General features: G+C 71.3%; 15 protein-coding genes. 5 read left to right on the top strand and 10 right to left on the bottom strand.

Features of this window, described 5'->3' with window-relative positions; translation table 11 throughout:
- Positions 1 to 96 precede the first annotated feature (96 nt).
- Positions 97 to 1,665 carry an amino acid permease gene (locus ACFRAL_RS03660; RefSeq protein ID WP_336393755.1) on the top strand — a complete coding sequence of 523 codons (1,569 nt, stop codon included), beginning with the start codon at positions 97 to 99 and terminating at the stop codon, positions 1,663 to 1,665.
- A 79-nt stretch (positions 1,666 to 1,744) separates the two neighbouring features.
- Here ACFRAL_RS03660 and ACFRAL_RS03655 read toward each other — a convergent pair whose 3' ends face one another.
- Positions 1,745 to 1,966 carry a hypothetical protein gene (locus tag ACFRAL_RS03655; RefSeq protein WP_336393756.1) on the bottom strand — a complete coding sequence of 74 codons (222 nt, stop codon included), beginning with the start codon at positions 1,964 to 1,966 and terminating at the stop codon, positions 1,745 to 1,747.
- Between the two features lie 109 nt (positions 1,967 to 2,075).
- Here ACFRAL_RS03655 and ACFRAL_RS03650 point away from each other — a divergent pair, with 109 nt between their 5' ends.
- A complete protein-coding gene (locus ACFRAL_RS03650; protein ID WP_378879834.1) occupies positions 2,076 to 2,408 on the top strand; it encodes a hypothetical protein in 333 nt (110 codons plus the stop codon).
- A gap of 40 nt (positions 2,409 to 2,448) precedes the next feature.
- On the opposite strand, the gene ACFRAL_RS03645 is transcribed toward ACFRAL_RS03650, so the two are convergent.
- The 3 genes from ACFRAL_RS03645 to ACFRAL_RS03635 all read right to left on the bottom strand — a co-directional run bounded on the left by ACFRAL_RS03645 (position 2,449) and on the right by ACFRAL_RS03635 (position 6,393).
- A complete protein-coding gene (locus ACFRAL_RS03645; RefSeq protein WP_378879831.1) occupies positions 2,449 to 3,144 on the bottom strand; it encodes a hypothetical protein in 696 nt (231 codons plus the stop codon).
- Positions 3,145 to 3,243: 99 nt separating this feature from the next.
- Positions 3,244 to 3,747, bottom strand: a complete 504-nt coding sequence (locus ACFRAL_RS03640) for an amino-acid N-acetyltransferase (protein WP_336393759.1) — start codon at positions 3,745 to 3,747, stop codon at positions 3,244 to 3,246.
- A 120-nt stretch (positions 3,748 to 3,867) separates the two neighbouring features.
- Complete coding sequence (locus tag ACFRAL_RS03635) at positions 3,868 to 6,393, bottom strand: ATP-dependent Clp protease ATP-binding subunit (protein ID WP_336393760.1); 2,526 nt, start codon at positions 6,391 to 6,393, stop codon at positions 3,868 to 3,870.
- Between the two features lie 216 nt (positions 6,394 to 6,609).
- Here ACFRAL_RS03635 and ACFRAL_RS03630 point away from each other — a divergent pair, with 216 nt between their 5' ends.
- A complete protein-coding gene (locus tag ACFRAL_RS03630; RefSeq protein WP_378879828.1) occupies positions 6,610 to 7,218 on the top strand; it encodes a hypothetical protein in 609 nt (202 codons plus the stop codon).
- The gene (locus ACFRAL_RS03625; protein WP_378879826.1) at positions 7,215 to 7,445 is read left to right on the top strand and encodes a helix-turn-helix domain-containing protein; all 231 of its coding nucleotides are present in this window, start codon (positions 7,215 to 7,217) and stop codon (positions 7,443 to 7,445) included. The genes ACFRAL_RS03630 and ACFRAL_RS03625 overlap by 4 nt, the downstream gene beginning before the upstream one ends.
- Positions 7,446 to 7,491: 46 nt before the next feature.
- Here the strand turns inward: ACFRAL_RS03625 and ACFRAL_RS03620 are convergent, their stop codons facing one another.
- From ACFRAL_RS03620 to ACFRAL_RS03605, 4 genes are all read right to left on the bottom strand, one after another.
- Entirely contained in the window at positions 7,492 to 8,178 is a 687-nt protein-coding gene (locus ACFRAL_RS03620) for a hypothetical protein (protein ID WP_378879823.1), read from the bottom strand.
- 165 nt (positions 8,179 to 8,343) lie between these two features.
- The gene (locus ACFRAL_RS03615; protein ID WP_378879820.1) at positions 8,344 to 9,366 is read right to left on the bottom strand and encodes a MauE/DoxX family redox-associated membrane protein; all 1,023 of its coding nucleotides are present in this window, start codon (positions 9,364 to 9,366) and stop codon (positions 8,344 to 8,346) included.
- A gap of 9 nt (positions 9,367 to 9,375) precedes the next feature.
- Entirely contained in the window at positions 9,376 to 10,560 is a 1,185-nt protein-coding gene (locus tag ACFRAL_RS03610; protein WP_378879817.1) for a glycosyltransferase family 4 protein, read from the bottom strand.
- Positions 10,557 to 11,216 (bottom strand): hypothetical protein, encoded by a 660-nt coding sequence (locus ACFRAL_RS03605; protein ID WP_336393766.1) that lies wholly within the window; start codon positions 11,214 to 11,216, stop codon positions 10,557 to 10,559. Before ACFRAL_RS03605 ends, ACFRAL_RS03610 begins: the two co-directional genes overlap by 4 nt.
- Before the next feature lie 75 nt (positions 11,217 to 11,291).
- Here ACFRAL_RS03605 and ACFRAL_RS03600 point away from each other — a divergent pair, with 75 nt between their 5' ends.
- Entirely contained in the window at positions 11,292 to 13,268 is a 1,977-nt protein-coding gene (locus tag ACFRAL_RS03600; RefSeq protein WP_378879814.1) for a glycosyltransferase, read from the top strand.
- Here the strand turns inward: ACFRAL_RS03600 and ACFRAL_RS03595 are convergent.
- Together ACFRAL_RS03595 and ACFRAL_RS03590 are read right to left on the bottom strand one after the other, a co-directional pair.
- Complete coding sequence (locus tag ACFRAL_RS03595; RefSeq protein ID WP_378879811.1) at positions 13,261 to 13,482, bottom strand: hypothetical protein; 222 nt, start codon at positions 13,480 to 13,482, stop codon at positions 13,261 to 13,263. The genes ACFRAL_RS03600 and ACFRAL_RS03595 overlap by 8 nt on opposite strands.
- Positions 13,483 to 13,536: 54 nt before the next feature.
- Positions 13,537 to 14,442, bottom strand: a complete 906-nt coding sequence (locus ACFRAL_RS03590; protein WP_378879808.1) for a hypothetical protein — start codon at positions 14,440 to 14,442, stop codon at positions 13,537 to 13,539.
- Positions 14,443 to 14,492: the final 50 nt, after the last annotated feature.

The following is a 14,492-nucleotide window of genomic DNA, read 5'->3' as shown; positions in this document are numbered from 1 at the left end:
AAAGGTAGACACAGCCCACCAATAGCGCCACAATCGGCGACAAGTGCAAGCCGCGCGACCCGAGCGCGCCTCCCTTCGCCTATCACTGGAGGACCGATGTCCCAAGCGAGCAGTGCATCAACCCCGAAGCCACCGGCATCCGCCGCCGCAAGCTCGTCGAAGGTCGCAGGAGCGACCTATAGGCGAGCAGGTCACGACTATTTCCAGAAGCGCACCCTGAAGCGCTCGGCCGGCGTCTGGGGCCTGTGGGGCCTCGCCGTCGCCGCCGTCATCTCGGGCGACTTCTCGGGGTGGAACTTCGGCATCGGCTTCGCAGGCTTCGGCGGCATGCTCATCGCCTTCGCGATCCTCGTCGTCATGTACTACGGCATGATCTTCTCGATCGGCGAGATGGCCGCCGCGATGCCGCACACCGGCGGTGCGTATTCGTTCGCGCGCTCCGCGATGGGCCCGTGGGGCGGCCTGGTCACCGGCGCGGCTGAGACGATCGAGTACGTCGCGACGACCGCGGTCATCGTGTACTTCTCGGCGTCCTACGCCGATGCCATCACCAGTGAGCTGCTGAACTTCTCGATGCCGACGTGGGTGTGGTGGATCATCCTCTACACGGCCTTCATCGCGCTGAACGCCGCCGGCGCGGCGATCTCGTTCAAGTTCGCGATCGTCGTGTCGATCATCTCGATCGCCATCATCCTGGTGTTCTCGGCGATGGCGCTCTTCTCGGGCCAGTTCAGCTGGGACAAGCTCTTCGACATCGCACCCGATCCCGGACAGAGCGCCTTCCTGCCGCACGGCGTGATCCCCATCCTCTTCGCTCTGCCGTACGCGATGTGGTTCTTCCTCGGCATCGAGGAGCTGCCGCTCGCGGCCGAGGAGTCGCACAACCCGGAGCGCGACATCCCCCGTGCCGGCTTCATCGCCCGCACGACTCTGATCATCACCGGCCTGCTCGTGCTGTTCCTGAACACCGGGGTCGTGGGCGCGGAGGCGACCGGCAGCGCCGGCGAGCCGCTGCTCGACGGATTCCGCGCGATCGTCGGCGACGAGCTGGCCGCAGTGCTGGCGCTCTTCGCCCTGATCGGGCTCCTCGCGTCGCTGCAGGGCATCATGTTCGCGTACGGCCGCAACATGTACTCGCTGTCGCGCGCCGGCTACTACCCGAAGTTCCTGTCGCTCACCGGCAAGCGGGCGACGCCGTGGGTCGCGCTGGTGGTCGGTGCGGCGATCGGCTTCATCGCCCTCGTGCTCGTCGACTCGCTCGGCGGCACCGGCGGGGTGGCAGGAGCGATCGTGCTGAACATCGCGATCTGGGGAGCGGTCATCGCCTACGCGCTGCAGATGGCGTCGTACGTGATCCTGCGCCGCAAGTACCCCGACGCCCACCGTCCCTACCGCAGTCCGTGGGGCATCCCCGGCGCCGTCATCGCCGGCGCCGTGTCGGTGCTCATCTTCTTCGGCTTCTTCATCAACGAGCCGGCCCGGCCCGCCATCGTCGCGATCGCCATCGTGTACGTCGTGATCCTCGTCGGATTCGCCCTGTACTTCCGCCACCGTCTCGTGCTCTCTCCGGAGGAGGAGTACGCCCTCTCCGGCGGCAAGCACTGGGACCCCCAGGCGGAGGGGTACGACGCCATGGAGTCCGAGGTGTTCGGCGACAAGCCCTAGGTGTTCGGCTGACACCCTGGCGTGGGGAAGCGGAGCGGGGCGTCCTGGGGGAGCCCCGCTTCGCGCTGTCTGCGCCTTCTCACGTGTACGTGTGGTGGATGTGCCAGTCCTCGCCGTCGCGATAGACGTCGAACACCACCACGTCGCCGTCGTCGCTGGTCGCCTGGAACCGCCAGCCGTACATGCTGCGCCCGCGCTCCAGCGGCATGGCCCAGATCGACTCGCGGAGCCGCGTCGGCGCATCGCTCACACGCCACCGGCGACCCGCGTAGAACATGCGCGCGGGGATGTCGTCGGCCATCCATATGGTTACGTCATGTTCGATACGCGTGGTCGTCATGGATTAAGAGAATAGAACACATTTTCGAATCTCGATAGAGTGGAAGGAGGCCGGAGGAGGGAGCCGGCGGGTGGGCACGAACAGGCGATACGCCGACCACTACGACCGGCTGATGGACGAGAGGATCCTGCAGCGCATCGCGGCCGGCGGTCCGCTCGAGACGCTCTCGCGGCTCGAGCTGCAACTGGACGATCTGCCGTGCACCACCGATCCGAAGCCCAAGCGCGTCAAAGCGTGGGTGCGGTTCGGCCGGACGCCGATCCAGGTCGACGCGGAGGCCTGCATGTGGACGCCGCGCGCGATCGCCATCCGCTTCCGGATCTCAGGCGAGGAATACCGCTGCTGGGTCTGGGCCAGCGCCGTGGACAGCGCCGGCGACCAAGAGCCCGAGGCGGGCCGGTGACAGCGGATGCCGCGGCCGCGCCCGGCAGCTCAGGACGCGCTCAGTACAGCAGGAACTGCTTCGGCTCCGTCGACGCGACGCCGCCGATCTCGACCGACAGGTGGTACGACGCGCCGCCGCCCGGCGCGACCGGCCGGGTCGTGTCGCCGCACGTGCCCACGGCGGAGCGGGTGCGATCCCACTCCAGCGGCGCCGCACTGGACACCGTCTGCCCCGCGGCGACGAGCACGATCATGTCGCTGGGCTCGCTCTGGCAGTCCGTCGAGCGCCACCAGACGTCGTCGCCGCTGGTGACCGTGAAGGACTGCGCGCTGGTGCCGACGTTGAGCGTGCAGTCGGGGCCGTTGTTGGTGAGTTCGATGGAGAACTGCGGCTTCTGGTCGCCGGTGAACGCGTCGGCGGAGGTGACCGGCTCCACGGTGATCTCGCCGGCGACGCAGGGCTGCGCGGCAGGCGTCGCGCCCGGCGTCGCACCCTCGACGACTGCACCTTCGACGGCGCCCGTCTCGGACGGGCCCGGGGTCTCCCCCGGCGACGGCACCGGCAGCGAGTCCGCCGAGTTCTGCGACGACGCGCGATCCCCGTCGGCGGCCGACTCCTCGGCCGATCCGCGCCAGGGCTGGGCGATCAGCAGCCACACGACGCCTACGACGACGAGGAGCCCGACGAGCAGCACCAATCGCCGGCGACGATAGACCGCCGGAGAATGGCGGCGGCGCGGAGTGGTGCCGGTCATGATGACAGGCTAACTCCGGGCGGCGTCATCGCCGGTCGGCGCGCCCCGGGTCGCGCCACCCGGCAGGGCGCAGCCGCCGGCGCGCGCGTCGCCCGCGGGTCAGAGGCGCTTGATCATGCGCGTGTTGCCCAGGGTGTTCGGCTTGACGTGCGCGAGGTCCAGGAACTCCGCGACGCCTTCGTCGGGCGAGCGGATGAGCTGCGAGTACACGTCGGGGTCGACGACCTGCTCGCCGATCGGCTCGAAGCCGCGCCGTGTGAAGAAGTCCACCTCGAACGTCAGGCAGAACAGCCGCGACAGCCCGAGCGCGCGCGCGTTCTCCTCCAGGCCCTCCACGAGCGCGCGTCCCACCCCGTGCCGCAGCCACCCGTCGGCGACGATCAGGGTGCGCACCTCGCCGAGGTCCTCCCACATCACATGCAGGGCGCCGCAGCCGATCAGCTCGCCCTGCGCATCCTCGGCGACGAGGAACTGCTGGGTCGCCTCGTAGAGCACGACGAGGTCCTTGCCGAGCAGGATGCGCCGCTGCACGAACGGCTCGAGGAGCGCCTGGATGCGGCGGATGTCCGGCGTGCGCGCGGGCCGCACCGTGAACTCGCTCATCCGTCCAGCGTAGGGCCGGGACCGGTGCGTGGAGCGAGGGGCGGGCCGGGAATGCGAAGAGCGGATGCCTCGGAGTGAGGCATCCGCTCTTCGACTGCGTGTCCCGGCTCGGCGACCGCCCTAGGCGTTGGCGGCCAGATCGGGGGTCGCGGTGATCTCGCCGTTGTGCACGACGCCCACCGCCACCTTCTCGCCGCGGGGGCCGTGCTCGAAGACGAACTCGCCGTTCTCGGCATCGACCTTCACGTGATCGCCGGGGTTGAGCTCGCCGTGCAGGATCTTCTCCGACAGGCGGTCCTCGACCTCGCGCTGCATCGCGCGACGCAGCGGCCGGGCGCCGAGCGCGGGGTCGAAGCCGATGTCGATCAGCTTGTCCTTCGCGGCATCCGTCAGCTCCACCGTCATGTCGCGGTCGAGCAGGCGCTCGCCGAGACGCTTGGTGAACAGGCCCACGATCTGGCGGAGCTCGTCCTTGTTCAGCTGCGGGAAGACGATGATGTCATCGACGCGGTTGAGGAACTCGGGCTTGAAGTTGCGCTTGAGCTCCTCGTTGACCTTGCCCTTCATCCGGTCGTACGTCGTGCCCGTGTCGCCCTCGACCTGGAAGCCCACCGGGCCTCCGGCGATCGCCGACGAACCGAGGTTCGTCGTCATGATGATCACCGTGTTCTTGAAGTCGATGACGCGGCCCTGACCGTCGGTCAGGCGACCCTCCTCGAGGATCTGCAGCAGCGAGTTGAAGATGTCGGGGTGGGCCTTCTCGATCTCGTCGAAGAGCACGACCGAGAACGGCTTGCGGCGCACCTTCTCGGTGAGCTGGCCGCCCTCCTCGAATCCGACGAAGCCGGGAGGGGCACCGAACAGGCGCGAGACGGTGTGCTTCTCACCGAACTCCGACATGTCGAGCGAGATGAGCGCGTGCTCGTCGTCGAAGAGGAACTCGGCGAGCGCCTTGGCCAGCTCGGTCTTTCCGACGCCCGTGGGGCCGGCGAAGATGAACGAGCCCGACGGACGCTTGGGGTCCTTGAGGCCCGCGCGCTGGCGGCGGATCGTCTTCGAGAGGGCGGCGATCGCCTCCTCCTGGCCGATGACGCGCTGGTGCAGCGCCTTCTCCATGAAGACGAGCCTGCTGGACTCCTCCTCGGTCAGCTTGAAGACCGGGATGCCGGTGGCCTGGGCGAGCACCTCGGCGATCAGGCCCTCGTCGACGACGGCGTGCGAGGCGACGTCGCCCGAGCGCCACTGCTTCTCGAGGCGCAGACGCTCGGCGAGGAGCGACTTCTCCTCGTCGCGCAGCGACGCGGCCTTCTCGAAGTCCTGATCCTCGGACGCCTGCTCCTTCTGCTGGCGCACGTTGGCGATCTTGTCGTCGAACTCGCGCAGCTCGGGCGGGCTGGACAGGATCGACAGGCGCAGGCGGGCGCCGGCCTCGTCGATCAGGTCGATCGCCTTGTCGGGCAGGAAGCGGTCCGAGATGTAGCGGTCGGCGAGGTTCGCCGCCGCGACGATCGCGCCGTCGGTGATCTGCACCTTGTGGTGCGCCTCGTAGCGGTCGCGCAGCCCCTTCAGGATGTTGATCGCGTGGGGCAGGCTCGGCTCGGCGACCTGGATCGGCTGGAAGCGGCGCTCCAGCGCGGCATCCTTCTCGAAGTGCTTGCGGTACTCGTCGAGGGTGGTCGCGCCGATCGTCTGCAGCTCGCCGCGCGCGAGGAGCGGCTTCAGGATCGACGCGGCGTCGATCGCGCCCTCGGCGGCACCGGCACCCACGAGCGTGTGGATCTCGTCGATGAAGACGATGATGTCGCCGCGGGTGCGGATCTCTTTCGTGACCTTCTTGAGGCGCTCCTCGAAGTCACCGCGGTACCGCGAGCCGGCGATGAGCGAGCCGAGGTCGAGTGAGTAGACCTGCTTGTCTTTCAGCGTCTCGGGAACGTCGCCCTTGACGATGGCCTGGGCGAGGCCCTCGACGACCGCCGTCTTTCCGACGCCGGGCTCGCCGATGAGGACGGGGTTGTTCTTGGAGCGGCGCGACAGGATCTGCATGACGCGCTCGATCTCCTTCTCGCGCCCGATGACCGGGTCGAGCTTGTTGTCGCGCGCGGCCTGCGTGAGGTTGCGGCCGAACTGGTCGAGCACCTGCGAGCCGCCCTGGGTGGTGCCCTGGGTCTGCTCGCCCGCGCCGGAGGCGACGCCGGCGGGCTCCTTGCCCTGGTAGCCCGAGAGCAGCTGGATGACCTGCTGGCGCACCTTGTTGAGGTCTGCGCCGAGCTTGACGAGCACCTGGGCGGCGACGCCCTCGCCCTCGCGGATGAGCCCCAGGAGGATGTGCTCGGTGCCGATGTAGTTGTGGCCCAGCTGCAGCGCCTCGCGCAGCGACAGCTCGAGCACCTTCTTGGCGCGCGGAGTGAAGGGGATGTGACCGGTCGGCTGCTGCTGCCCCTGGCCGATGATGTCCTGGACCTGCTCGCGGACGGCGTCGAGCGAGATGCCGAGGCTCTCGAGGGCCTTGGCGGCGACGCCCTCGCCCTCGTGGATGAGACCGAGCAGGATGTGCTCGGTGCCGATGTAGTTGTGGTTCAGCATCTTCGCCTCTTCCTGGGCGAGGACGACCACACGACGGGCACGGTCGGTGAATCTCTCGAACATCGTTCACTCCTCCGGGACGCCTCGGGTCGGTGTGACCTACTGCGCCTTACATCGAGGGTAGCCAGCGGGCCCGGACGGGATGGCCGTGTTCGCCGTGGGCATAGCGCACGCCCCGCCGGCGCCCGTGCCGGCTCGCCGGTTGCGGCGAGCGGCGCACATACCGTATCGTTTTTCGATAACAACGTTTATCGATATGAGCATGGGAGAACGATCGAGATGACGGACACCAGGATGCCCACCAGGAGCGATCGCGTCGGGATCTACCTCTCCGTCGCCATCGGGGCGGTCGCGATCGGCTTCACGGCCTGGCACGCGATCGCCCGGCTGGCGGAGGTGGCGCGCGGGACCGACATCCCCGTGCTCGTCCCGTTCCTGGGCGAGACCGCCGACCTTCCCATCGGCCCCGACGGAGCGCCGGTGCAGGTCGCCGTCGAGCAGGCGACCGTCACGGTCGCGGAGCCGGCGGCGGCCACCCTCTTCGCGCTGTGGGCCGAGCCGATCGTCATCGCGCTCGCCATCATCGCCGGCATCGTGGTCGGCGCGCTGTTCTGCCTGCGCCTCGCGCGCGGCCGCGCCTTCGAGCGCGGCACCGCGCGCCTCATCTTCCTGGGCACCGGCATCCTCGCCGTGGGCTGGTTCGTCGGCTCGATGCTCACCACGATGACGGTGAACGGCGCGCTGTCTGCCGTGAGCGACTACACGTACGACGGCGTGACCTTCTCCACCGACTTCGCGCCGCTGTTCGGCATGCTCGCGCTCGCGGCGATCGGCGCTGCCTTCCAGATCGGCGAGCGCCTGCAGCGCGAGACCGAAGGCCTCGTGTGAGCCCGGCCGAAGACGACGAGCCCACCGGGGTCCACTGCCGGCTCGACGAGCTGCTCGAGGAGCGCGGCATGACCCTCACCCGGCTCTCGGAGCTGGTCGGGGTGTCGGTCGTGAACCTGTCGGTCCTCAAGAACGACCGCGCCCGCGCCATCCGCTACTCGACGCTGTCGGCCATCTGCCGCGCGCTGGACTGCGAGATCGGCGAGCTGCTGGTGCGGACGGACTGAGTGGATTGCGGATGCCGCGGGCCGCGGCATCCGCAATCGCGCACTATCAGTCGTGGCCGACGATCGGGACGCGCACGTCGTCGAACTCGCCGCCGGTGAGGATCGCGGTGACCTCGGCGTCGTCGTCGACCCCTTCGACCTGCACCACCACCGCGCGCGGGGCCATGTCCATGGTGCACGCCTGGTCCTCGGGCGGCGTCATGAACGTGACGGTGACCTCCTGACCGGAGCCCTCGACGTTCTCGATCGCCGGCACGCAGGTCGACGACCCCCACGTGAGGATGACGAACTGCCCGTCCTTGTCGGTCCATCCTGCCGAAGGGAGGTAGTCGGTCTCGCCGCTCTGATCGAGGCCGGGGACCGGGTCGAGCTCGGCCTCGCCGTGGTAGCCGTCGCCGGTGACGAACACCTCGAGCTCGCGCGTGGTGTCGATGCCCTCGGGCAGTCCCACGACGGTCGCCCGCGCCACGAGGTCGCTCGTGCACGCGGTGTCGGCGGGAGCCTCGACGAGCTCGACCTGGAGGACGCCGTTGTCGTAGCTCACCTCGCCGGCGGAGGGCACACAGGTCGAGGAGCCCTCCGTCACGATGCCGATCATGCGGCCGCCGTCCAGCCAGGCGGCCTCGACCTCGATCTCCTCGCTGTCGGCGGGCACCGTCTCGTCCGGCTCGGGGGATTCGGTGCCGGCGGTGCTCGCGCACCCGGCGAGGAGCCCCGCGGCGAGGAGTGTCATGCCTGCGACGGAAGCAAGACGGCGGATCATGGGCGCACCTTTCGACGGGACGGATGCCGCGACCGCAGCACCCGTCACTGGTGACAGTGTCGCGACCCGGCCGGTCGTCTCACGCCAGGATGCCATGAACGTCCCCGCGGGACGAGGGCCGCCGCCGCGCGATGCTCACGCGATGTGGGATCGAGACGGCCGTACGCCGTGGAGGCTCTCGTACACGTCGTCGACGAAGTCCTCGATCTCGCGCACCCCCGTGACGGGACCGCCCGCCAGCAGGCCGTCGATTCCGAACAGCACCGCCGAGGGCACTCTCCAGTCCTCGATCGAGCCGCTGATGAAGTGCTCGGGGTCGTGCAGAGACTGCGGCTCGGTGAGCTCGCTCAGGCGTCCGCTGTCGTGCGGGTGGGTGAACATGAGGCGGACGTCGAGCTCGGGCAGCAGCGTGCGGTAATCGGGCGCCTGCTCGATCACGACGCTGCACGAGCCGCACGTGGACGAGACTGCCAGCATCAGCATGGGCTTCGTGCGCGTCAGCTCGCGGAGGTTGACGCGGGTGCCGTCGGCGAGCGAGACGGGTACGGCGGGCGTGCGGGTGCGGATGTAGTCCAGTTCGCCGCCGGCGTCGACCTGTTCGGCGGCTGCCGGCTCTGCCGCGGGCGAGGTCGGCTCGGCCTGGGGTGCGTCGGGCCAGAGCACGAGCGCGGCGGTCACCGCCGCCGCGGCCGCGGCGATCAGGGTGCCCCACCAGCCCGAGACGGCGAGCGCGAGCGCCCCGCCCAGCAGAGGTGCCGTCCAGATGACGGCGGCGGTGGCGAGCGCGAGCGCCAGCAGCCAGCTGTTGCGGATGATCGTGACCCGGGTGATCCGGCGTCGCGAGCCGAAGCACGCGCAGGACGCGTCGTCGGAACGGCCCTTCGCCTGCACCACCAGCCACAGATAGGCGGCCATCAGGACGACGGCCACGATGGCGGCGAGGAGGCCCAGCCACCCCCCGAGCAGTGCGAGCGCGGCGCCGAGCGCGATCTCACCCCACGGATGGAACGAGAGCAGCCACTGTCTGCGGAACGCCTTCGGCACGCCCAGTTCGGCCCAGCCCACCAGGTCGTCGGGCGCGCGCAGCTTCGCCACGGCGCTGGCCACGAGCACGCCGGCGAGGATCACAGGAAGGGTGGCGGCGAGGGCAGCGATCACACGCTGATGCTACTCGCGCGGCAACCGGGTGCGGCGACGGCCCGCACCCTCTTCGCGCCGGCGTACGACCTCTGCGTAGAACCGCGCGTGAGCGGCCGCGACATCGGCGTCGGTCAGCAGGCCCGCGGTCGCCCCGGCGGCGGCGCGCAGGCGGTCGCGGAGCTCGGGCTCGTCGGCGAGACGGCGCAGCGCCGCCGCGAGCGCAGCAGGGTCGCGAGGACGCACCCGCAGCCCGTTGACGCCGTCGTCGACCCACTCCACGGGTCCTCCCTCGTCCGCCACCACCACGGCCTTCCCGGCGGCCAGGTACTGCAGCACGTTCTGGCCGAGGGGCTCGGGGCGCGTGGAGTACTGCACCGCGATGTCCCAGCGCGCGAGCAGGGCGTCCACCGCGTCGACGTGGCCGAGCAGCTCGACGCGATCGTCGACGCCGAGACGCTCCGCCTGTCCGCGAAGCTCCGCGGCGTACCGCTCGTGCCCGAACGGTGCGGAGCCGGCGATCTCGAGGACGGCGTCGTCGGGGAAGGCGGCGGCGAACGCCTCGATCAGCAGCGCCTGCCCCTTCCACGGGTCGATGCGCGCCAGCATCCCGATGCGGAGCGGGCCGGGCTCGCGCCCGTCCGCGGACGCCGACGCGGCGCGCAGCCCCGAGGCGCTCGGGATGACGGCGGTGCCGGTGCCCTCGCGCAGGAACGGCGACGCCGTCCGCAGCGTCAGCCGCGAGTTGGCGATCACGCCGTCGGCACGCGGCAGCACCAGGCGGCTCATCAGCCGGAAGCCGACGCCGCCGAGCGCGGTGGGATCGACCGTGTCGCGCAGGTGCACGACGAACGGCGTGCGCGAGCCCCGCACCGCCAGCGCTCCGTACGCCGCCGCCCGGGCGCTGTTGGCATCGACCAGGTCGGCGCCGCGGAAGGCGCGGTGGGTGCGGGTCGCGGCGGCCTGGACGATCAGGCGCCAGGCGGCACCGAGGATCGCGCCCGTCCGCCCGGAGGAGGCACCCGCCGGCTGCCGGATGCCGCTCCTCCCACGCGCGACCACCCCGTCCAGCGGATCGAAGACAGAGCCGTCGGTGGGCGGCGTGAGCACGAACGGCCGCCAGCCCGGCCGGGCCGACAGCATGCGCACCAGCGCCAGCTCGGCGCCGCCCGCCGCCGCGGTGTGATCGAGGTGCAGCACCCGCAGAGCGGTCACGGGGCGGCCGGGTCCCTCGTCGCGGGAGGGGCCGGTGCGAAGGGCATCCCCTCTCCGGTCGTCGCGACGGCGGCATACCGCTCGACGTCGCCGGCCGGCATCCCGTAGAGCAGGTGCGCCAGCCGCGCCAGCGCGGGCACCTCCTGCGCGACCATCGCGGCGTACGCCTCGTCGCCACGGCCTTCGGGATCGACGATGTCGTCGTCGCCGGGTGAGCGGTGGTCGGCGAGGCGCCCCACCGCGTCGCGCAGGTCCTGCACCGAGGAGGGGGACGCCGGATCGAGGGATGCCGCGATCCGGCCCGCCTCGCGCATCGTGAACGTGCGGCGCGCCGCCGAGGGCTCCCGCTGCAGGACGGTGTCGCGCAGGCGCCGCGACGCCGTGAGGATCAGGTCGGCCCCTCTGAGGTCGGCGTCCGTGAGACGCCGGGCGGTATGGCTCGAGCCGTCAGCGCCCAGCGCCGCGGCGATCCGCTGGGCCCGCTCGCCCATGGGGACCCCGGCCGGGGCGACGACCCCCGCGCTCATGGCGCGGACGTGCGGCGCCAGCGGCGACGGCAGGTACCACGTCGCCCAGCGCCGCAGAAGCGCCTCGGCGAGGGGCGAACGATGGAGGTTTCCTGCGCAGACCGCCAGTACGACGAAGTCATCGGCCAATCGGGCACCTCACTATCCCGGTCCAGAAGCATCCGGACATAGGGTTGCCTGGGCAAGCATACTAGGAGGCCTTCCGTGCGCGTCCTGCGAATCTCGCACAGCGCCGCCGTCGCCGACTGGCGCGGCCGGGAGCGCGGCCTGCGCGCCCTCGGCATGACGGTGACGCTGCTGAGCGCGCGGCGATGGCATGCCGGCGGCGCCGAGACGCAGCTCACCGCCGGAGCCGACGAGCATGCGGTCCCGGTCGACACCTGGGGGCGGCATCCGGCGCTCTTCGTCTACGACCCGCGTCCGCTGTGGCGGGCGCTGGCCGAGGAGTACGACGTCATCGACGTGCACGAGGAGCCCTTCGCGCTCGCGACGGCAGAGGTGCTGCTGCTGCGGTGGCTGCGGCGCAACAAGGCACCGGTGGTGCTCTACACCGCCCAGAACATCCTGAAGCGCTACCCGCCGCCGTTCCGCTGGCTGGAGAGATACGCGCTGCGGCATGCGAGCGGCATCTCGGCGTGCAACGCGGCGGCGGCACGCATCGCGGAGGGCAAGGGATTCGCGGGCCGCGCCAGGGTGATCCCGCTCGGCGTCGACCTCGACCGCTATACCCCGCGCCCGTCGGCGCCGCCCACGGACGAGCCGGTCACGGTCGGGTTCCTCGGTCGTCTCGTGCCCGAGAAGGGCCTGCACGTCCTGCTCGACGCCGCGACGCACGACCCCCGGCTGCGGCTGCGGATCGCCGGTGCCGGTCCGCTCGCGGAGCAGCTCGGCGCCGACGCCGCCGCCCGGGGCCTCGGCGAGCGCGTCGAACTCCTCGGCCCGCTCGACCCCGAGTCCGTCCCGGACTTCTACACCGGGCTGGACGTGCTGGCGGTTCCGTCCCTCCCGAGTCCCGGCTGGACCGAGCAGTTCGGCCGCGTCGCCGTCGAGGCGATGGCCTCGGGAGTCCCTGTCGTCTCGAGCGACGCCGGCGCCCTCCCCGAGGTCGTCGGCGGGGCGGGGCTCGTGGTTCCCGCGGGCGACGCGGCCGCTCTCGCGAGCGCCCTCGTCGAGGCGGCGACCGCACGCGCGCCCGAGCTCCGGGCGGCCGGGCTGACGCGTGCTGCGGAGTGCTCGTGGGATGCCGTGGCCGGCGCCTACGCCGACCTCTACGACAGCATCACCCGCCGCGGCGCCCGTCCAGCGCCCGGCGGCGGCGCTCGTGCGCCGCGCGCGCTCGAGATCGCGGTGGTCGCCTATGGCGCCCCGGACCTCCTCCGCAGGGCGCTGGAGCCGGTGCGCGATCTTCCCGTCACCGTGGTCGACAACTCGTCGCTGCCCGAGATCGCGGCGCTGTGCGGCGAGCTCGGCGTGCGCTACCTCGATCCCGGTCGCAACGGAGGGTTCGCGGCGGGTGTGAACGTCGCGCTCGGCGACCGGATGGTGGCGGGAGCGGACATGCTGCTGCTGAATCCGGATGCCGTCATCTCGGCGGACGCGATCGCCGCGCTGCACGCCGGTCTGGCGGCCGACGCCGGCCTCGCGTCGGTGGCGCCGGCGCAGACGGATGAGCGTGGTCGCCCCGCCCGGGTCGCGTGGCCGTTCCCCACCCCGCTCAACGCGTGGCTGGAAGCGGCCGGGCTGGGAAGGCGGCAGCGCGGGGCGCGCTACGTGATCGGCTCGGTGCTGCTGCTGCGCGCGGAGGCGCTGGATCAGGTCGGCGGATTCGACGAGCGGTTCTTCCTGTACGCGGAGGAGACCGACTGGGCCTACCGCGCGCACCTGCTCGGCTGGCGGCACGCCCTCGTCGACGAGGTGCGCGCGGTGCATGCGGGCGCCGCGACGAGCACGGACCCCCGGCGTCGCGAGGCGCACTTCTTCGCCTCGCAGGAACGGTTCTACCGCAAGCACTTCGGCCCGGTCGGCTGGCAGGCGGCGAGGGCCGCGATCTGGCTCGGGGCGATGGTGCGATCGATCGCGCTGCGCGGCGATCGCCGTGCGGCCGCCCGGCGACGGGCCGCGACCTTCCGGCGCGGCCCCATCCGCGTCGAGGCCGGCCTCGGCGCGGCATCCGTCATCTGAACAGCCGGTTCGCCAGGCCCGGCCGCCGACGGGCCCGCACGGCGACCGCCCGCAGCGGCCTGATGCTGCGCAGCGCGCGTCGCGCGCGCTGGTACCGCAGCAGCGTGAGGATGTAGCGGATCGCCTCGTCGTCGCCCTCGAGCCGGGCCAGCCGGAGCATCTCGCGCCAGTACGACATGTTGTGCGACGGCATCCGCACCCGGGTCGGCGGCATCGAGAAGGGCTCGTCGAAGCAGGCCGGCCGCCGGACGCCGGCGATGTGGAGGGCCTAGTACGTCCGCACACACTTCTCGCAGCGTCCGCAGTTGCGCGACAGCCGCTCTCCCTGCCAGCACACCCGCAGCAGGGCCAGGACGTCCGGCTCGGTGGCGACCACCTTCGCCTTGGCGGTGCGGCTCAGCGCCGCTCCGTCGTGAGAGATCCGCATCGTGCCCGACGACAGGAACTGATCGGTCACCGGATTCGACCCCCACGGGACCACCAGGCGGAAGTACGGCGCGCTGCTGCCGATGAGCCCGACGCCGAACTCCGGGGCGAAGAGCTGCAGGGCGGCCGCGATCGCCAGGCCGTGCACCATCTCCCAGTCCTGGCCGAGGTCGCGCAGATTCGTCGAGACGGTGCGCAGCTCCAGTCCCAGCGCCTCCGCGGCGCGGCCGGCTCGAAGGCTCGCCCCCTCGAACTCGGCGGCCCGGTCCAGCGCGACGTCGAACCCGTGAACGAGCAGCAGCGCGCCCAGCGGCTCGGTGCGCCACCCGGCCAGGCCGCGCGTGTGCCGGATCGCGGTGCATGAGGAGTCCAGGCCGCCGGAGTAGGCGGCGATGGCGCGCGCGGAGCGATCCGGCTCGGCGTCCACCACCTCGTCGACCGTGAAGGTGACCGTGTCGTACACGTCGGGCAGCCAGGAGTGCATCGCCGCCTGCCACTCGTCGAGGTTGCTCAGCAGCGTCCGGCTCACCGCGCCGTGCACGTGCACCGCACCGCCGCGGGCCATCCAGTGCGGGAGCGAGCCCAGCACGTACACGTCCGCCAGACGCGCGTCGAGCGGCCGGCCGTCGAGCTCGCGGAACCACAGCGTGAACGGTGATCCGCCGCTCTCGAGGGTCGCCGAGCGGAACCCGGTGAGCGCCTGACTCTCATCCGGGAGGATGTGCCCCTGCACGGTCGCGTCCGCCATGCCGTTCCCCTTCGAACCGAACCCCGCCCTGAGACTACAACCGGCCCCAT

Source organism: Microbacterium sp. NPDC056736 (assembly GCF_042790415.1).
GTDB lineage: Bacteria > Actinomycetota > Actinomycetes > Actinomycetales > Microbacteriaceae > Microbacterium.
Note: the sequence above shows the minus strand (reverse complement) of the source record. Positions and strands in the feature narration are given on the sequence as shown.